General features: G+C 40.9%; 17 protein-coding genes. 14 read left to right on the top strand and 3 right to left on the bottom strand.

The window, feature by feature from the left end:
- The first annotated feature begins 180 nt into the window (after positions 1 to 180).
- From rsmA to yedF, 6 genes are all read left to right on the top strand, one after another.
- A complete protein-coding gene (gene rsmA, locus ACWIWK_RS01520; RefSeq protein WP_454150201.1) occupies positions 181 to 1,065 on the top strand; it encodes a 16S rRNA (adenine(1518)-N(6)/adenine(1519)-N(6))-dimethyltransferase RsmA in 885 nt (294 codons plus the stop codon).
- Complete coding sequence (locus ACWIWK_RS01515; protein WP_454150199.1) at positions 1,065 to 3,086, top strand: ribonuclease J; 2,022 nt, start codon at positions 1,065 to 1,067, stop codon at positions 3,084 to 3,086. The genes rsmA and ACWIWK_RS01515 overlap by 1 nt, the downstream gene beginning before the upstream one ends.
- Positions 3,087 to 3,096: 10 nt before the next feature.
- The gene (locus ACWIWK_RS01510; protein WP_454150197.1) at positions 3,097 to 4,068 is read left to right on the top strand and encodes a KpsF/GutQ family sugar-phosphate isomerase; all 972 of its coding nucleotides are present in this window, start codon (positions 3,097 to 3,099) and stop codon (positions 4,066 to 4,068) included.
- Between the two features lie 19 nt (positions 4,069 to 4,087).
- The gene (locus ACWIWK_RS01505; protein ID WP_454150195.1) at positions 4,088 to 4,327 is read left to right on the top strand and encodes a DUF2443 family protein; all 240 of its coding nucleotides are present in this window, start codon (positions 4,088 to 4,090) and stop codon (positions 4,325 to 4,327) included.
- Positions 4,328 to 4,453: 126 nt separating this feature from the next.
- Positions 4,454 to 5,683, top strand: a complete 1,230-nt coding sequence (yedE, locus tag ACWIWK_RS01500; protein WP_454150193.1) for a selenium metabolism membrane protein YedE/FdhT — start codon at positions 4,454 to 4,456, stop codon at positions 5,681 to 5,683.
- A 10-nt stretch (positions 5,684 to 5,693) separates the two neighbouring features.
- Positions 5,694 to 5,930, top strand: coding sequence for a sulfurtransferase-like selenium metabolism protein YedF (yedF, locus tag ACWIWK_RS01495; protein ID WP_454150191.1), 237 nt, complete (start codon positions 5,694 to 5,696; stop codon positions 5,928 to 5,930).
- A 38-nt stretch (positions 5,931 to 5,968) separates the two neighbouring features.
- Here the strand turns inward: yedF and ACWIWK_RS01490 are convergent, their stop codons facing one another.
- A complete protein-coding gene (locus ACWIWK_RS01490; protein ID WP_454150189.1) occupies positions 5,969 to 8,923 on the bottom strand; it encodes a DNA translocase FtsK in 2,955 nt (984 codons plus the stop codon).
- A gap of 244 nt (positions 8,924 to 9,167) precedes the next feature.
- Here ACWIWK_RS01490 and ACWIWK_RS01485 point away from each other — a divergent pair, with 244 nt between their 5' ends.
- The 7 genes from ACWIWK_RS01485 to ACWIWK_RS01455 all read left to right on the top strand — a co-directional run bounded on the left by ACWIWK_RS01485 (position 9,168) and on the right by ACWIWK_RS01455 (position 16,619).
- Positions 9,168 to 10,727, top strand: coding sequence for a hypothetical protein (locus tag ACWIWK_RS01485; protein ID WP_454150187.1), 1,560 nt, complete (start codon positions 9,168 to 9,170; stop codon positions 10,725 to 10,727).
- Between the two features lie 10 nt (positions 10,728 to 10,737).
- The gene (locus ACWIWK_RS01480) at positions 10,738 to 11,046 is read left to right on the top strand and encodes a hypothetical protein (protein WP_454150185.1); all 309 of its coding nucleotides are present in this window, start codon (positions 10,738 to 10,740) and stop codon (positions 11,044 to 11,046) included.
- A complete protein-coding gene (gene dnaG / locus ACWIWK_RS01475; RefSeq protein ID WP_454150183.1) occupies positions 11,043 to 12,698 on the top strand; it encodes a DNA primase in 1,656 nt (551 codons plus the stop codon). The genes ACWIWK_RS01480 and dnaG overlap by 4 nt, the downstream gene beginning before the upstream one ends.
- Positions 12,676 to 13,725, top strand: a complete 1,050-nt coding sequence (locus ACWIWK_RS01470) for a 7-cyano-7-deazaguanine synthase (protein WP_454150181.1) — start codon at positions 12,676 to 12,678, stop codon at positions 13,723 to 13,725. Before dnaG ends, ACWIWK_RS01470 begins: the two co-directional genes overlap by 23 nt.
- Positions 13,726 to 13,864: 139 nt before the next feature.
- A complete protein-coding gene (locus ACWIWK_RS01465) occupies positions 13,865 to 15,514 on the top strand; it encodes a methyl-accepting chemotaxis protein (protein ID WP_454150179.1) in 1,650 nt (549 codons plus the stop codon).
- A gap of 29 nt (positions 15,515 to 15,543) precedes the next feature.
- Entirely contained in the window at positions 15,544 to 15,843 is a 300-nt protein-coding gene (locus ACWIWK_RS01460; RefSeq protein ID WP_454150177.1) for a YciI family protein, read from the top strand.
- Between the two features lie 29 nt (positions 15,844 to 15,872).
- Positions 15,873 to 16,619, top strand: a complete 747-nt coding sequence (locus ACWIWK_RS01455; protein WP_454150176.1) for a hypothetical protein — start codon at positions 15,873 to 15,875, stop codon at positions 16,617 to 16,619.
- A 105-nt stretch (positions 16,620 to 16,724) separates the two neighbouring features.
- Here ACWIWK_RS01455 and ACWIWK_RS01450 read toward each other — a convergent pair whose 3' ends face one another.
- Positions 16,725 to 16,928, bottom strand: coding sequence for a hypothetical protein (locus ACWIWK_RS01450; RefSeq protein WP_454150174.1), 204 nt, complete (start codon positions 16,926 to 16,928; stop codon positions 16,725 to 16,727).
- Positions 16,929 to 17,030: 102 nt separating this feature from the next.
- On the opposite strand from ACWIWK_RS01450, the gene ACWIWK_RS01445 reads away from it, so the two are divergent.
- Positions 17,031 to 17,807, top strand: a complete 777-nt coding sequence (locus ACWIWK_RS01445; RefSeq protein ID WP_454150172.1) for a pseudouridine synthase — start codon at positions 17,031 to 17,033, stop codon at positions 17,805 to 17,807.
- Positions 17,808 to 17,811: 4 nt separating this feature from the next.
- Here the strand turns inward: ACWIWK_RS01445 and cysE are convergent, their stop codons facing one another.
- On the bottom strand, positions 17,812 to 18,513 hold the full coding sequence (gene cysE, locus ACWIWK_RS01440; protein WP_454152000.1) for a serine O-acetyltransferase: 702 nt from the start codon (positions 18,511 to 18,513) through the stop codon (positions 17,812 to 17,814).

Raw genomic sequence — 18,513 nt, 5'->3', positions numbered from 1 at the left:
CTTTTTAGAAATTTAAAGTCAAAACCGACTTGTTCTTTATAATTGAGAACATATTTTACTTTGACAATTATGCCACATTTGGCACATTTTGTTGTGTAAATTTGCAAGAACAATTTACATTTACATAAATTTTGCTATAATGCGTGGCAAATCTATTTTCTTAAGGTCTTTGGGTAGATTGTGTCGAAGTATAGAGCAAAAAAGCATTTTGGACAAAACTTTTTGCACGATATGTCTTATATTCAAAGAATCATTGAAGCGATTCCCAAATCCTCTGCACAGATGGTGGAGATTGGGATTGGCTTGGGTGATTTGAGTAAAGAGTTAGTAAAATTAGGTCCTTTAGTGGCGTATGAAGTCGATAAGGATTTATGTTCTTTGTTTGCTAAAAATTTTTCACCAATGTTGTGCGATGGGCATTTTATCAGTGAGTGCCTAGACGCGCAACCAACCAATGTATCAAACCCGCACAGTGGCATTAAGGATAATAAAATATTGTTGCTTAACCAAGATGTGCTTGCTTGTAAGGATACTCAAGGTTGGCTTTGGAAAAGTGAGTATATGCTTGTTGCCAACTTGCCATATTATATCGCCACGCATATTATTTTGCGTGTCTTGCGTGATGAAAAATGTCAGGCATTTGTAGTAATGACGCAAAAAGAAGTAGCGCGTAAATTTTGTGCAGATGTGGGAGAAAAGGCATTTTGTGCATTAAGTGTATTGATACAAAGTTTTGGTAGGGTGAGATTGCTTTTTGATGTGCCAAAAGAGGCATTTAATCCAAGTCCAAAAGTAACCTCAAGCGTATTTTGTGTAGAAAAATTTACTGAGGAAAAACACAGATTTGCCCCCAACACAGTTGGAGAATCTTATTTTGTAGATTTTGAGGCATTTCTGCGCAAAGCCTTTAGTGCCCCGCGAAAAAAGCTCATCAACAATTTGGAGCGTTTAGCAAACTTCCAGCATATTTTTACTACTCTTAATATTCCTCTCAATGCTCGCCCTAACGAGGTGAGCACAGAGCAGTATCACCATATATTTCAGCAATTACAAGGAGCATTATAATGGAAGAGCAAAACAATCAAAATCAGCCAAAAGAGGGGCGATTTCAAAAATTCACTAAAAAATTTCGCCCTAAAAGCGAACAACCTGCCAAAGATTCCACACAAGATGGACAAAAGGGCAACAAATCTCACACTAAACCATTTGATAACAAAAATAAAGAAAAATTTGAGGGGCGCAAATGGGTTGGAAAAAATCCATTTTCTCATCGCAAAGATGATGAAAATGAAAGTGTAGGTGGCGTGAGGGAAGTAAAAAATCCAAATGAAAAAAGCAATTTGGGGTTACACAAAGATTTAAGAAAGGGCGTTGAGGCGAATCTAAAAATCCAAAAAGAGAGCCTTAATGCGCACGCAAAAATCAACACAAATACTAGGGCAAGCGTGAGAATCACGCCACTAGGTGGGCTTGGTGAAATTGGTGGCAATATCACGGTCATTGAAACACAAAATAGTGCCATTGTCATTGATGTGGGTATGAGCTTCCCTGATGAGAATATGCACGGAGTGGATATTTTGATTCCAGATTTTAGCTATTTGCACGCGATTAAGGACAAAATTAAGGGTGTAATCATCACGCACGCCCACGAAGACCACATTGGCGCAGTGCCCTATCTCTATAAGCAACTACAATTTCCGCTTTATGGCACGCCATTGCCACTTGGAATGATTGGGAGCAAGTTTGATGAGCACGGCTTAGAAAAGTATCGCTCGCTTTTTAGAATCGTAGAAAAGCGTAAGCCCATTGTCATTGATGAGTTTGAGGTGGAATGGATAAACATTACCCACTCTGTCATTGATGCGAGCGCACTTGCCATTAGGACAGAAGCAGGTGTGATATTGCATACGGGAGATTTTAAAATTGACCACACTCCCGTTGATGACTTGCCCACAGATTTGCATAGATTGGCGCATTATGGGGAAGAGGGCGTGATGTTGTTGCTTAGTGATTCTACAAATTCACATAGGTCAGGCAACACACCAAGTGAATCTAGTGTAGGACCGACATTTGACGCGCTTTTCAAACAAGCACAAGGGCGCGTGATAATGAGCACATTTAGCTCAAATATCCACCGCGTGTATCAAGCCATCAATTATGGGATAAAGTTTAACCGCAAGGTTGCAGTTATCGGGCGTTCAATGGAAAAAAACTTAGAGATTGCTTTGGAATTGGGATATATTAAGATTCCACAAAATGTCTTTATCGAGGCGCACGAAGTGGAAAAATATCCTGATGAGGAGATTCTCATCGTTACCACAGGCTCTCAAGGAGAGACAATGAGTGCGTTGTATCGAATGGCAACGGACGAGCATCGCCACATTAAGATTAAACCAAGTGATATGGTGATTATCTCTGCGAAAGCCATACCGGGCAATGAGGGGAGCGTATCAGCGGTAATAAACCTTTTGATGAAATCAGGCGCAAAAGTAGCGTATCAAGACTTTAGTGAAATCCACGTGAGCGGGCACGCCGCCCAAGAGGAGCAAAAGTTAATGCTCCGCCTTATTAAACCAAAGTTTTTCCTCCCCGTGCACGGCGAATACAACCATATCGCTAGACACAAAGAAACAGCGATTAAATGTGGCGTAGATGAGAGAAACATCTTTCTTATGGAAGATGGCGACCAAATCGAAGTCAATCCAAACTATATGCGCAAAGTGCGTAGTGTAAAAAATGGCAAAATCTTCATTGATAACCAAATCAATCGCCAAATTGACACTGACATTGTCGAGGATAGACAAGTGCTCGCTAATGATGGAATCGTGGTGGTGTCGCTACAAGTGAGCAAAGAGTGCAAGATTCTTAGTTCTAAAATCTCAAGCTATGGCTTAGTGGCAAATAAAGAGGATAAGGGCTTTGAAAAAGAAATGGGTGAGGTGTTAGAGCTTATTGTTCAAAATTACAAAAAAGAACATTTTAATGCAAATGGTTTGGAGCAAGAAATTATTGCAACTTTTAGAAAGCATATCTTTAAAAAAGTGAAAAAATATCCTGCTATTGAAGCAATGGCGTATGTGATATAGGAACATCATAATGAAAAATGACTATTTGGCTATCGCAAAATCTGTGCTAGAAATAGAATCTAGCGCGCTTTTAGATTCTATTTCGCGCCTTAATAGTGCGCAACTAGAAAAGATTGTGCAAGTCATTGGCGCAAGCAGGGGAAAACTTGTCATAACGGGCGTGGGTAAAAGTGGGCATATTGGCGCAAAGATTGCTGCCACACTCTCTTCTACGGGCACGCCAAGTATGTTTATGCACCCTGTGGAGGCAATGCACGGGGATTTGGGCGTTATCCAAAAAGATGATGTTGTGCTCGCGATTAGTTATAGCGGGGAGAGTGAGGAGCTTTTAAATCTGATTCCCCACATTAAGCGACTTGGCAACACCATCATCACAATGAGCAAAGACAAAAACTCCAGCCTTTCTACAATGAGCGAGTTATTTTTAGATATTTTCGTGCAAAAAGAAGCCTGTCCTCTCCAAACAGCTCCTACAAGCTCTACGACACTCACTCTTGCATTAGGCGATGTGCTTGCCGTGTGTCTTATGTATTATCGTAATTTTTCACAAGAGCGTTTTGCTTCTTTTCACCCCGGTGGGAGCTTAGGCAAGAGATTGTTTGTAAAGGTCAAAGACTTAATGCAAACAACCAACCTGCCTATTATAGATTCTCACACTTCGCTTAAAGAGTGCATTGTGGTAATGAGTGAGGCAAGACTTGGAAACGCGCTTATTGTAGAAGATGGCAAACTCCTCGCCGTGCTTAGCGATGGAGATTTGCGTAGGGCGTTAATGCAAAAGGATTTTGATATGCAGGCGCGCGCCTTGCTCTATGCTACCAAAAATCCAAAGACTTGTAATGACCCAGATATGCTTGCTTTTGAAGCATTAAAAATGATTGAAAAGAACAAAATTCAAATACTTATCATCACAAATAAGCAAAATGTAATACAAGGCGTGATACACTTACATACACTGATAAGTGCGGGTATTAAATCTTAAATTCCACTAAGGAGGCAAAATGTTTGAACGCATTGATGAAATTTTCAAAAAAATTGAGGACATTCGTGATGACATCAATATTTTGCTAGGAATGGCAAAAATTTCGATGGTGGATTACATTATGATAAAACGAGGCTCAAAAGATTATCCAGAAGGGTTAAATCTCACACTTTTAGCACAAATTGACGCAGAAGTAGAGAAGCTCAAAGCACAAATTGATGCACTCAATAAACTCAAGCGTGAAATGCTTGTGTTTTAACCCATTTTTTGTTATAATCGCATTTATTTGCCTTAGGCTAAGGCTTTACATTAGATTCTTTTGTCTCACATAGACTTCGCATAGAGCAGATTCTAATTGTATTTTATTGTTTTTGGAGTGGTTGAAATGGATAGAGATTCTTCATTTTGGCACGGATTTAGGGAGCGGTTTTTGGTGAAATTTTGGTCGCCTGTTCCCGCAGTTATCGCACTTGGTGTGATGAGTGCGTATTATTTTGGAATCACAGGCACTTATTGGGCTGTAACGGGTGAATTTACTCGTTGGGGCGGACATATCCTTAACTTCATTGGGGTTGATACAAGCGATTGGGGATATTTCAAAATTATAGGACTTAAAGGCACGCCACTAGATAGAGTAGATGGCGTGATGATTATAGGAATGTTTGCTGGTGCGCTCGCAGCGGCACTAATGGCAAACAATGTGAAGTTTCGCCTACCTCAAAGCAACATTCGCATTGCGCAAGCTCTTATTGGTGGGGCAATCGCTGGCTTTGGTGCGCGCATTGGTATGGGCTGTAATTTGGCGAGTTTTTTTACGGGGATTCCGCAGTTTAGCTTGCACGCGTGGTTTTTTACTATCGCCTCAATGGTGGGTGTGTATTTTGGTGCGAAAGTGGTTGTTTTGCCAATATTTCGCGCAAAAGTCCAGCTCGTTAAGGTAGATTCTCAAAAAACCATCACACAAAGCCCACAAAGAAAACAACTCTTTTTTGCATTGGGTGTTGGTGTATTGCTTTTGATGGCTATTTGGGTTGGCTACATTATGGCATTTGGCGCAGTGCCTGAGGGCAAGAAGATTCCCGTTTTTGCGCTTGCGATTGTATTTGGCGTGGGGTTTGGCTTTGTGATTTCTCGCGGGCAGATTTGCTTTACTTCTGCGTTTAGAGATTTGTTTTTGACGGGACGCGGCGTGATGGCGCGTGCGATTATTTTTGGTATGATTGTCTCAAGCATTGGTGTATTTAGCTACATTTTACTTGATGTCGCGCCAAAGACCGCTTGGGCAGGACCAAATGCCGTAATTGGTGGATTGCTCTTTGGCTTTGGAATTGTGGTGGCTGGAGGCTGTGAGTGTGGCTGGATGTATCGTGCTGTTGAGGGACAGACACATTATTGGGTAGTGGGCGTTGGCAATATCATCGGTGCGACATTGCTTGCTGCTACTTGGGATTATTATGCCGCACCTTTGGCGACAGATTTCCCTAAAATCAACCTTTTAGAATCTTTTGGCAACTATGGTGGATTGGTGGCAAATTACGCGTTGTTATTGCTTTTTTTGGGTTTTGTGCTTTTAGTGCAAAGGTCGTATTTTAAAAAGACAGATACAAATGACTAAGGAGGCAAAAATGAGTAATCAAATAATCCCAACTTATCAGCTTGATTTACAAGGAGAGCCCTGTCCATATCCTGCGATTGCGACACTTGAAGCATTGCCAAGTCTTAAAAAAGGCGAGATTTTAGAGGTCATTAGTGATTGCGCACAAAGTATCAACAACATTCCCATTGATGCGAAAAATCACGGCTATGAAGTGCTAAAAGTCGAGCAAATTGGCTCAAGCATTCGGTATTTAATCCGCAAGTAACCCTGTCTTAGGCAAGATTTAATCCTTGCCTAAGGGCATTATAAAATATCACGCACACCTTTGTGGTTTGGCTTGCTTAAAAACCCCTCTTTTTCAAGCTCCTCGACAAATTTCGCCGCTTTGTTGTAGCCTATGCTAAACTTTCGTTGCACAGCACTAATAGAAGTCGAATTGCTCTCTAGCATAAAGCGTTTAATCTGCCCTAAAATTTCACCATCTTCTTCGCTGTTTTCATCGCTACCAGCAAGCACACTTTCTTTTTTGTCAAGCAAGAAATTCTCATCATATTCCACATTGCGCTGTTGCTTGATGAAATCCACCACGCGCTCAATCTCTTCTTCCGTGCTTAGTGGCGCGTGCAATCGTATCATAGAATCTGAAATTTTAAAGAGCATATCGCCTCTGCCAAGCAAGCTCTCCGCCCCTGTGGTATCAAGCACCACTTTAGAATCCACCTTACTTCCTACTTTGTAGCTTATGCGCGATGGGAGGTTACCCTTTAGCGTGCCTGTAACCACATCGACACTTGGACGTTGCGTGGCGATGATAAGGTGGATTCCACACGCTCTGCCCATTTGAGCGATTCTCCCTAATGGAGATTCTGCTTCGCGCCCAGCGGTTTGCATTAAATCTGCTAATTCATCAATCACTATGATAAGATAAGGCATTTCTCGCCCACCTTCTTCTTTAACTCGTTTGTTGTAGCCCTCATAATCTTTCACGCGCAACTCTTTCATCATTTCATATCGCCTATCCATTTCGCTAACTGCGCTTACTAAACCAGCGATTGCCTTTCTAGGGTCGGTGATAATGGGCGTGATGAGGTGAGGAATGTCGCTGTATAGCGAAAATTCTACGCGTTTTGGGTCAATCATCATTAGTTTAAGGTTATCGGGCGAGTTTTTATACAAAAGTGAGAGAATCATCGCATTTAATCCCACGCTTTTCCCCGCGCCTGTCGTCCCCGCAATAAGTAGATGTGGGAGTTTGCGTAAGTCTTGCACAAAAGGATTGCCTACAATATCTTTCCCAAAAGCAAGTGTGAGCGGGGAGAGAGTGGATTTAAACAAATCAGATTCTAAGACTTCACGCAAATAAATGGTTTCGATTTTGTTGTTTGGAATCTCAATGCCCACCACATCTTTGCCCGGCACGGGAGCTTGGATACGAATAGACTTAGCCGAGAGCGCGAGGGCTAAATCATCTTCTAAGTTTAAAATGCGAGAGACTTTGACATTTGGGGCAGGACGAAACTCAAAAGTCGTAACGATAGGTCCTGTGTAAAATCGCACTACATCGCCATCGATTTTAAAGGTTTTAAGTTTTTCTAGGAGAATCTGGCTTTTTGTGTCAATTTCCCCATCATCAATTTGATTTTTCACACCATCTGGCTTGTTGAGAAGACTTGTGGTGGGAAGCTTGTAATTAAGCGGAGAGACGCTTCCACCTCGCTCCAAGTCTTTAAGTAGTTTTTGGTTTTCGGCGAGCTCTTTAATCGCTACGCGCTCAGGTCTTTTGGGCGGTGGCGGTGGCGCACCATCTATGGCTCTAAGCGGGAGTTTTTCTTCTGTGGGTGGCGCACCTACTTCGATTTTTTTAATGGTGATATTTTGCATAGGTGGCAATTCCTGCATACTTTTTATCAGCGATTTTGTTTGTTGCAATGGAGCATCTTGCTTGGGTGATGAAGTTTGTGGTGTGGGTGTATTTTGGTTTTGCATATTTGCGTGCTTTTCTCTGGCTTGCTGTGCGAGGGAATCTTGTGGCGCGATAAGTGAGGCAATGTCTAGTGGCTGGGTAATTTCCATAATGCCTTGCACTTCGCTTTGGCTTTTTGATTGCAATGATGGATATACGCCAGAAGCATTGATTTGGTGTGCTTCAATCGTTGGTTTATAAATGTCTTGTGGTGTTTGGGCGTTAGTGTTTTTTGTGTTCTCTTGGTGTGTGGCGTTGTGTATTTCTTTTATGATAATGCCACTAGATTCTTCTTGCACATCTTTTGGAATCGGCACGGCTTGAGGGGCACTATCCCTATAATATCGCGCGATTTGTTCTTCTAAAAACTGCTTTGATTGCTCTTTGTTTGATTCTACGAGTTCAAGGACAATGTTTGGCTCTTGTGGTTGTTGCATTTGGGAATCTATGGGGGCATTGTATTGTTCGTTTTGTGGCATAGATGGCGCAGGTTGTGTGGGGGCTTGATTGTGTGGTTCATCATTATCAAGTCGTAGGTTTTGAATGCCTTGCAAATGCCGTATGCGCTCCTCCTCTTGCGCTTGCGCTTGTTGCTTTTTCTCTAGCGCGTTTGTTTTGTAGTTTTGGTATGCTTGGAGCATTTGCTCTTTGCTCTTTGTGCTAAGGTGTAAAAACCCCCCACCTAAAAACGCGCCACATTTTTTCAACCCTCTGCCTAGCAAGATAAAGCAATCTTTTATTTCAGCACATATCGCGTTTGTGATTTCGCTAAGAGTGCTAAATATGGGCTTAATGTAAGGGTTTAGGGCTCGAATTAGGGAATCTACGCTACTTTGTGTCCCAACAAAAAATGCCAAGAGCAATGAGCCAAACACGAACACCCAGATTCCAAAATCGCCAATAAATCCGCGCAACACACCCACCACGATGTTACCAAAATCTCCCACACCAAATAGCAAACTTTGCCCTAGCAACACACTTACAAACCCAAGAGAAGAAGCAACAATAACCTCTAATTGATGAAAGGTTAAATGTGGCGTTTTGTATAAACAATAAGCAGGGTAGAGCAATAATGGCAAATACACATAGCCCACATACCCAAATACGCGAATATTAAGTGTGCCAATCTTCTCTCCAATCACTCCAACCGCACCATTTTCACCAGCTAAAGTAGCCAAGAAACTAAACACAACAAACACATTAAACAAAATATAGGGGTAGATTCTTGTTTGTTTGAACGCTTGGGGGTTTGAATCTTTGGGCATTTTATCTTTATTTTTGTGTTTTTTTGACATTGTGCTTTATCCTTAAAGTTTGTAAAAGATTTGGCATTATAGCCAAAATTCACACCTTTTATAAGGCAAGCTTAACTTCTCAGCTTTATTTGTGTTTAGATTTTTTAAAAAATTAAGAGAATATGACATAATTACCCCATAAAAGCATATTTTTTGTTATGATTAGCCTTTATGTTTGATTCAGTTTTGGCGATTTGATTTTTTATAATTCAAACTTTTGGAGGAAAACTTGCACGGGAAAATTTTGCGGTATTCTAATCAAACCAAAAATGGTGTGGTTTCAGATATTAACAAAAAAATCTTTGAACTTCGAGCTAATAGCTGGCACGACCCAAGAATGATGCCATCTGTTGGAATGTTTGTGGAGTTTCGCACTCCTGATGAGGGGGGTTATACCATTGTGGATTGCAGGGCTTCGAGCTACCAGAGTTTCCCTGAGGGTTCGCTGGTGCGCGAGATTGATTTTTGGCGCACCAATACAGATGAAGAGCTCAAACAAAAAGAAGCTGATGCTAAAGCAGCCATAGCCAAAGAAATCTTCACAAAAACCAACTACGCCAAGCTAGAGAGCATAGAGCTTAGCGCAGACGCACAAGAATCCATTAGAGAGCACTTTAGAGATGAGTTTAATGCCATTAGCTTTTTGGATAAAATTAAGCAAGAAAACAAAGATTCTTGTGATTTGCAAGATAAGCCACTTAATTACCTTATCATAAAGCCGTTTTTACAAAAAGCTGTTGATTACTTGGTGTATAACGACAAGCACGCCTCAATGGATAGTTTTGCTGAGGAGCTCCAAATCATTAAACAATTAGAATATTCGCACAATGCCTTTAAGGTGAATGTCAATATCAACATTGATAAAATTTATAGAGAAACCTTTCTTGATTCCCAACATCACTACAAAGGCGTGTTGCGTGCCATTGAGGCCTTTAAGGAAAAGAAACTCCAAATTGATAACAAAATCCGCGTGTGTAATATGGAAATCCGTTCATTGCAATCCAAAATTGATGCAAAAAAAGGCGATGTGAATGTTTTACAAGCACGCCAGACAGAAGTGCAAGGTATGATTAAAAAGACACAAGCAGATTCAGATACCATTAACGCCCTTATGGATAAACTCAAAGCAATGTGCGAAAACTTCGTTAAAGACAATTATAAAGCCTTTGAAGTGGTGTTTAACAAAATGTATCAAGTCCTTATCACCAAGACAAAAGAAGCCCTTGATGTGGTCGGCACGAGGCTTGATGATAAGGCGTGGCATTTAGCAATGGAATCCGCATCAATTAAAAATGTCTTTTTTCGGCAAAATGTCAATACGCCATTTTGCGCGATGACTTTTGTCAAGCACCACGTTGATCGCCTTGATAAAGGCAAAATGGGGAACAATGAAAGCGTGGTATATAACTACTACAAGCAATATGAAAAGACTTACAAAAACTACGCTATTTTTACTGATAATGAGCATTTTGAAGTCGAGTTGAAGGTAAAGATTCTCGCATTGTCTAAAAATACCTGCGTGTATGTGTTTCAAAAAGAAATCGAGTGCTTTAGCGCGATGAATCGTTTGCGATTTGAGTTTTGTTTCATTGATGCGGAATTACGCCTAACAGAGCCAAGAGCCGCTGCAAAATCCGTGCTCACCTCAAGGCTTAATGCCAACACAAAATTCGCGCTCCTTAAAGCCGTGAGTTTAAAGAATCTTGATGCACAAAAACTAAGGGAGATTATGGAGAGCAAAAATCAACCAACTTCACCAGCCCAAGATTCTAAAGAAACAGCCGACCAGACACCAGCCACATAAGGCAATGATGATGAAGCGATTGCTTTTGGCAATGTGTGTTTGTGTGCATTGCAACGCATATACGCCGTTTTTGTATCCATACGATGAATATGCTCACATACGAGAAAACCATAGCAATTTTGGCGCGTGGAAAAATTTTTTGGAATACAATGACAGAAGCCAATATTATAGACACAAACAATATGACAATTCCCAAAACCCACAACAAGACCCCATTTTACAATGGCACAAAGAACACGCCCAAAATAAACCAAAAGACATAGAGGCATTTCTCCCGCCAAGCTTAGGTAACAAAAAGCCATTAGGAATCCCAAAGTGATAGCCCAACTTTCTATCGAGCGATTAAAAGAGCAAGTTGATGTGGTGAATGTTATTAGCTCATATATTGAGCTTAAACGCGCTGGTAATGGAAATTTTGTCGCCCTTTGTCCATTCCATAGTGAAAAAACCCCAAGTTTTTCTGTAAGTCCTTCGCGCAACATTTGGCATTGCTTTGGTTGTGGTGAAGGTGGGGATAGCATAGGATTTGTGATGAAATATGAGAATCTAAGCTATCCTGACGCGCTTGAGCGTGTGGCGGAGATGATGAATTTTCCATTGGAGTATGAAAAATCAAATACACCCAAAAACTTTCACATTTTAGAGGACATAGCGAAGTTTTATCAATCGCTTTTAGTTGAGAATCCACAAATGTTAGAATACATTGCTAATCGTGGGATTACGCGTCAAAGTATTGAGCAATTTAGGCTTGGATTTAGTGGAAATAGCTTTCAGACCATAAATTTTTTAAATGCCAATAATTATGACAAAACTCAAGCAAGTGAATTTGGGCTTATTGGGCGGGATAAAACACGAGAGTGGGCATTTTTTATCGAACGCTTGATGTTTCCTATACATTCTACAAGTGGCAAAGTAGTGGGATTTGGCGGACGAAGTATAAATCCAAACGACCCAGCGAAATACAAAAATTCCCCGCAAAGCAGGATTTTTAACAAATCGCGTCTTTTGTATGGGTATCATTTTGCCAAAGAGCGCGTTTATAAAGAGCGAAAAATCATCGTATGCGAGGGATATATCGATGTGATAATGCTCCATCAGGCGGGTTTTAAAAATGCCGTAGCGACACTTGGCACAGCACTAAACGCCCAACATATCCCACTTTTAAAAAAAGGCGAGCCAGAAGTGATTGTAAGCTATGATGGTGATAATGCAGGCATAAATGCGGCATTTCGTGCAGCACAGATTCTCTCAAGTGCAAGTATGAGCGGTGGTGTGGTGATTTTTAATGATGGCTTAGACCCAGCGGATATGGTAGCGCAGGGCAAATTAGAAGAATTAAATGCCCTATTTAGCGCGCCAAAGCCATTTATTGAATTTGTGATTGAGCACATTGTCGCGCGCTTTGACATAACCAAGCCACTCCAAAAGCAAAAAGCACTTCGAGAAATTCAAAGTTTCCTTAAAACGCTTGAGCCACTTTTACAACGCGAATATATTAACTTCGTTGCGCAGAGTTTAGCAATCGCGCCAAATCTTATTAAAATTACCAAACACAAAACCCCGCAATTTTTGACACATAAAAATGAGAATCTAGCTGAAAGCGGGCTTATTATAAGTTTGTTAGAGAATCCAAAATGGCTTGATATTGCGGTGGAATATATCGATTCTAGTGCGCTTGAAGTGTATAAGAGGGAGTATGATTTGCTTCTTGCTGGTAAGACGCCACAAGATGAGCCACACTTGCGTGCTTTATGGGTGAATGATACTATCAAAAAGATTTCTAGTCCTCAAGAGTTCGAGGCACAGCTTAAGTTGATTATCATAAAAGCCTATGAGCGCGACAAACAGCACATTTCAAATGCGTCTATCCAAAGTGCTCAAAAGATTGAAGCCCTTAAATATATCAACAAAAAAATTCAACAACTTAGCAAAGGAGAATTAGTAAGTTATGAAAGCATTAGCACTTTTTAGCGGAGGCTGTGATAGCCTTATTTCAATGAAACTTTTAAAAGACCAAGGAATCGAGGTTATAGCCTTGCATTTTAATATAGGCTTTGGTGGCAACAAAGACAAGCAGGAATATTTCAAAAACGCTACTGCGCAGATTCCTGTGGAGTTAAAGATTTTAGATATTAGAGAGCAATTTTTTAACACCGTGCTTTTTAAGCCAAAGTATGGGTATGGCAAGTATTTTAATCCGTGTATTGATTGCCACGCTAATATGTTTGGCAATGCGTTTTATTATTTACTTGAGAGTGGTGCGGATTTTGTGATTAGCGGGGAAGTGTTAGGACAGCGTCCAAAGTCTCAACGCCGACAAGCACTCGATGAGGTTAAAAAGCTCGTGCGCGAGATTGGGAAAGATTCCAAATTTGATGCCATTTTAAGTCGTGATGGGAGCGACAAAAGCAAGCCACAAACGCTTGATGAATTGCTTTTGCGCCCGATGTGCGCGAAACTTTTGCCACCGAGTTTTCCTGAAAAAATGGGTTGGGTCGATAGGGAAAAATTACTTGATGTGAGTGGGCGAGGGCGCACACGACAGCTACAAATGATACAAGATTATGGGTTTAAATATTTTGAGAAGCCCGGAGGAGGTTGCCTGCTTACCCAAGATTCTATCGCGCAAAAAATTAAAGATTTACAATCACATAGACAAATGGTGTTTGAGGATATTGAAATGATAAAAGTAGGTCGTTATCTTGTGCTAGAAAATGGCGCACGCTGTGTGATTGGGAGAAATGAGGGCGAAAATGCTAAACTTAGTGCGCCAAATCCCACAATGGACACAATGACTTTGCTTGATTGTATCGGTCCTGTGGGGCTTATAGAAAAGAGCGCAGATTCTGTTGATAGACTTTTGGGTGCGCGTCTTATGCTAAGCTATGCAAAAACCAACACCAATCAAACTTATCAGGTCCGCATAGGGGAGGAAATTTTGCATACTACCGCCTTAGAGCGCGAACAAGCAAGCAAATATTTGCTTTTAAAAGAGTAAATTTACAAGAAATTTAGCAATACTTTGAGAATCTCCACACTTAATTTGCCGATTATATTTCTTTTTGGTTATTATTGTGGAGTATAATTATTTTGGAATTTAATATTTAACAATAAAAATTCTCTAAAAGGATTGAGTGATGAAAGTAAAGAAAAGTGGTTTGTCCGTGCGTGCGCAATTAGCGTTCGGGTTTGGAGTTTTGGTGCTTGTTATCCTTGTGATAGTGATAGCAGGTTATATGCGAGTGAGTTTTGTTTCTTCTGTGCTTAAGGAAATCAACGAAGTAAATGCGCTCAAACAGCGATATGCTATCAATTTGCGTGGAGCAGTGCACGACACCTCGATTGGCATTAGAGATTTGATGCTTGTTGATAGCATTAACGAGCTCAATGACACTGTGGCGTTGATTAAAGAGCTTGATGAGCAATATGCCCAAAACGCAGATGAGTTGGATAAACTTTCCAAAAACCCAGATATGTTTGATAGCAAAGATAAAGAGCTTTTGACGGCGATTAAAGACATTCGTATCAAGGCTGTCCCAGAAGTAAAACATTTTATGGATTTGGAGTTGGGCGGGCACGGATTAGAATCTAGAGATTTTCTCAATGAAGTCGTTCGTAGCGATTTTGTCGCTTGGCTTAAAGCTATCAATAACTTTATTGATTACCAAGAAGCAAAAAACACAAAATCAAGCAATTTGGCGCAGGATAATGTTTCCTCATACCTTGTGCAGAGTCTGTGGCTTGCGATATTTGGAATAGTCGCAGGAATCGGTGTGGCGGTGTATATCATTAGGAATCTTATGCGCACACTTGGTGGAGAGCCAAGCGTAGCGGCAAATATAATGAATGTTATTGCCTCTGGGGATTTGCGCACAGCTATCGGCAGCACAGCTCAAAATAGCCTACTTAGTGCCACTGCACAAATGCAAGACAATCTAAAAACTATCATTAACGACATTGTTGCTAATGCCAAAGACTTAAACCAAAAAGCCCAAACCGTAGCCCTTTCTTCCGAAAAAGCGAGCAAGGCAAGCAACGAGCAAATGGAGATTTCTGAAGATTCTGCGAAGAAGATTGAGGAGATGGCAAAAGCCATTGATAATGTCGTAAATATCGCAACACAGACAGAATCAAATTCTATCCGCAGTGCTGAACTTTCTCAAAAGGGCAAAGATGCGGTGCAAGAGACTGCCACTGAGATTGAAAAAATCTCGCAAACTGTGAGTGAAAGCAGCGAGCATATCCGCTCTTTAGAGAAAAATTCCCAAGATATTAGTAATTCTACCCAACTCATTAAAGACATCGCAGACCAAACAAACCTCCTCGCGCTTAATGCCGCCATTGAAGCCGCAAGAGCTGGCGAACACGGACGAGGATTTGCTGTGGTGGCTGATGAGGTGCGCAAACTCGCAGAGAAAACACAGGATGCTACAAGTGAAATTGCCACAATGATTCAAATTATTCAAGATGAGACACAAAATAGCGTTTTAGCGATGCAAACAGCTGTCCCACAAGTAGAAAAGGGCTTGCATTTGGTTAATGAGGCACGCGAGATTCTCGAAGAAATTTATGAGCAAGCAAATAATTCACTCTCAAATGCCAAAGATGTGTCTAATGCCTCAAAAGAGCAAGTTTCTGTAATGGAGCAAATTACTAAGGATATTGAAAATATGCAACAAAGCTGTAAAGAAACTTCTGTTTTAATGGGACAAAATTCTAGCGCGAGCGTGGCATTGGAGAAGATTTCAACGGCATTGCGTGATTATGTAGCGCATTTTAAAGTGTAAGCATTATAAAGAGAATCTAAGGCAGAGATATGAAAAATTTATTTTGCATTATTGTTACTTACATTAAGCCACTAGAAGAGATTGAGAAAGTCTTACAGGCGCATAGGGGATATTTGCAAACGGGCTATGATGCAGGGTTTTTGCTTGCTTCAGGTCCTCTTAACCCCCGAGTTGGTGGGCTTATCATAGGGCATTTTGCCGATAAAGCCCAAGCACAAAAATTCACTCAAAGCGACCCGTATTTTTTAGCTAACCTTGCTACTTATGAAATCATCGAGTTTAGCCCCGTGCTACACGCAAGCGTCCTAGATTCTTTTTTACAAGATTAAGATACCCAAAACTTTTAAGGAGCTTTCAAATGGATAATAATAAAAGAAATATTTTATTGGCTACGGTGATAGTGGTTGGTGTCGCTGTTGGGATTGGGGTTACAGGACTTTTAAAGTTTTCGCAAAATAATGCTATCCCTAGTAGTTATGAGCCCACAGCTCCACAAGAAAGTGGCGAGGGAGAAAATAGTGAGGACAAGCAAGCAAGCAATGAAAACAACGCCATTGTAGATGAGAATCTTGCTATCGCACAACCTGACCAAAAAGAGCTAGAAGAGCAAAATAAGCGCACAAGTGCCAATAAACGCGATGAAATCTTTACACAACAAAATGGACTCGTGCGATTTAGTGCCTTTCCTGCGCTAGTGTATCGTGGTGAATGGGTAAATATGGGCGATGAGTGCGTGAATTGCGAGGGAGGACCACAGAGCGCACTTAAAAAACAACACATTGACTTTGCAGGAAGCTATGTGCTCTATACTTTGCCACAAGGGGAGAATCAAACTATCGTGGGCGCGGTAAATGTGCAAAATGGCGATGTTGTTGAGTTCCCAGCGACATACAAGGAAGTCGGTGCACCTTTTGACTTGCGTATTTCTTCGCAGGCAAATAGTAGTTTGGTGTGGATTCAAGGCGTAGATGCGAGCAACCAAGACATTTATAGGATTGATGCCTTTGTTTTAAAAAATGGGGAAATAGAGCGCGTGCAGAGCTTTGAGCTCTCTTTCCTCTCTACTATCCTTGCTCCTGCCTCATTGGACGCTCTGCCGTTTTAAACGCATTTAAATGCGTTTAAAACGATTTTATTTCATTTTCAACTTCCACCTCTAAAAATTCATTACGATAGATTTAATGGCATAATAAAACGATTTTAGAGCTCTTTATGTTAGTCCTAACACTATGAAGTGATTTGTTTCATTAAGCCCTATTTTATACTGCTCGCCCGTTTGCAAATCAACAAGGTAGCATTGGTCTAATCCCTCATAATTTGCGCGCTCACTTGGATAAATCTTTAGCCTATCCCTTACTTCATCTAAATCTATACACATCGCTGGGAATCCAAACATAAAAAGTTTATAACGCATTAGAGCTCCTTTTGCAATTACGATAATTCTTGCTTGATTATTCAAGCACACGATAAACTTTTGCTACAATACCATAAAATTGCTTTTAACAAGGATTTTGCAATGCGACTTAATCAATATATCGCTCATCATTCCACATATTCTCGCCGTGAAGCAGATGCACTTATAGAATCTAGGCGCGTGCGTATTAACAATAACATTGCCAATCCTACCACCGTGCTAAAAGATGGTGATATTGTCTTTGTCGATGGGAAGCGATTAAGGCAAGCACAAGGCTATACAGCGATTATTTATCATAAGCCAAAAGGGGAAATTGTAAGCAAAAAAGATGAGCGCAATCGCAGGAGCATTTATGATAGTCTTGATTCCAAGTTTAGGCATTTTGTGTATGTGGGGCGACTTGATTATGCGAGTGAGGGGTTGCTTATTTTAAGCGATAATAAAAAGGTAGCAACCGCCCTTATGGAATCTTCACTCCCTCGCACTTATAATGTCAAACTCGATAGGGGCTTGAGTGATAAATTTTTAGATTGTATCGCCAAAAGTATGGAAAATGGCGAATGGATAGAAATCGCTGATAAAAAGGGGGCGCACGCAAAAAGCACGATAGAGAAGATTCTTATCGCACCTTTTGTGGATTTTGAGATTCTTAAAGATTCTCCAAGATTCCCGCGCGTGCGCGTAACGCTACGCGAGGGTAAAAACAGAGAGATTCGGAGATTGTTTGCGCATTTTGGTTATGAAGTGCGTGATTTAAAGCGCGTGGCTTATGGGTTTTGCTCGCTTAATGGACTTCCAGCAGGGAAATGGCGATATTTTAACAGAAATGAATACAACAAATTGCACCACTTTATGCAGGGAAACACCCACAATATTTGATTGCTTATCGTTTTAATGTGGCAAGGAAGTTTTCATATAGCAATTCAAGTTCTTTGAGCGATTGTTGGCATTGCTTGTCATCTACGCATTTTTCTAGCACCTGCATTCGTTTGAGTAAATATTCAAAAAGTGCCCTATCAATGTCTGGGAGTTTGTTTGCTTGGTTGGCGTCTTTGGCACGCCCTTTTATGATGACGCGCGCTGGGATTCCAATAGCGGTGCAATCGCTAGGCACATCTTTAATCACCACAGAATTTGCGCCAATTTTGGCATTTTTCCCAATGGTAATATCTCCTAAAACCTTCGCTCCTGCTCCAATCACCACACCAGATTCTATGGTTGGATGTCGTTTAGTCTTTGCTAAGCTCACACCACCTAAGCTCACTCCCTGATAGATTGTTACATCATCGCCCACAATGGCGGTTTGCCCTATCACAACGCCAATAGCGTGGTCGATGAATACGCGCCTGCCGATTTGGGCTTGTGGGTGAATATCAACATTGGTAATAAAGCCCGTGATTCCCATAATTACGCGTCCCAAACGCTTAAATCCACGCATATAAAGCCAATGGGCGATTCTATAATGCACGATTGCCATAACACCGGGATAAAAAAACACCTCAATAATACTCTCAAACGCAGGGTCGCGTTGCTTGACTACGCTAAAATCTTCTTTTATAAGGGCAAAAAGACTTGTTTTTTGCAT

The sequence above is a fragment of the Helicobacter sp. 23-1048 genome, assembly GCF_053654545.1.
The sequence above is the reverse complement of the archived record's forward strand: the minus strand, read 5'-3'. Positions and strand labels throughout refer to the sequence as shown.

Excerpts from the sequence above, each read along its gene's own strand:
- ACWIWK_RS01515 (WP_454150199.1), top strand. The coding sequence starts at position 1,065 with ATGGAAGAGCAAAACAATCAAAATCAGCCAAAAGAGGGGCGATTTCAA.
- ACWIWK_RS01510 (WP_454150197.1), top strand. The coding sequence starts at position 3,097 with ATGAAAAATGACTATTTGGCTATCGCAAAATCTGTGCTAGAAATAGAA.
- ACWIWK_RS01505 (WP_454150195.1), top strand. The coding sequence starts at position 4,088 with ATGTTTGAACGCATTGATGAAATTTTCAAAAAAATTGAGGACATTCGT.
- yedE (WP_454150193.1), top strand. The coding sequence starts at position 4,454 with ATGGATAGAGATTCTTCATTTTGGCACGGATTTAGGGAGCGGTTTTTG.
- yedF (WP_454150191.1), top strand. The coding sequence starts at position 5,694 with ATGAGTAATCAAATAATCCCAACTTATCAGCTTGATTTACAAGGAGAG.
- ACWIWK_RS01490 (WP_454150189.1), bottom strand. The coding sequence starts at position 8,923 with ATGTCAAAAAAACACAAAAATAAAGATAAAATGCCCAAAGATTCAAAC.
- ACWIWK_RS01480 (WP_454150185.1), top strand. The coding sequence starts at position 10,738 with ATGAAGCGATTGCTTTTGGCAATGTGTGTTTGTGTGCATTGCAACGCA.
- ACWIWK_RS01470 (WP_454150181.1), top strand. The coding sequence starts at position 12,676 with ATGAAAGCATTAGCACTTTTTAGCGGAGGCTGTGATAGCCTTATTTCA.
- ACWIWK_RS01465 (WP_454150179.1), top strand. The coding sequence starts at position 13,865 with ATGAAAGTAAAGAAAAGTGGTTTGTCCGTGCGTGCGCAATTAGCGTTC.
- ACWIWK_RS01460 (WP_454150177.1), top strand. The coding sequence starts at position 15,544 with ATGAAAAATTTATTTTGCATTATTGTTACTTACATTAAGCCACTAGAA.
- ACWIWK_RS01455 (WP_454150176.1), top strand. The coding sequence starts at position 15,873 with ATGGATAATAATAAAAGAAATATTTTATTGGCTACGGTGATAGTGGTT.
- ACWIWK_RS01450 (WP_454150174.1), bottom strand. The coding sequence starts at position 16,928 with ATGCGTTATAAACTTTTTATGTTTGGATTCCCAGCGATGTGTATAGAT.
- ACWIWK_RS01445 (WP_454150172.1), top strand. The coding sequence starts at position 17,031 with ATGCGACTTAATCAATATATCGCTCATCATTCCACATATTCTCGCCGT.
- cysE (WP_454152000.1), bottom strand. The coding sequence starts at position 18,513 with ATGCAAAAAACAAGTCTTTTTGCCCTTATAAAAGAAGATTTTAGCGTA.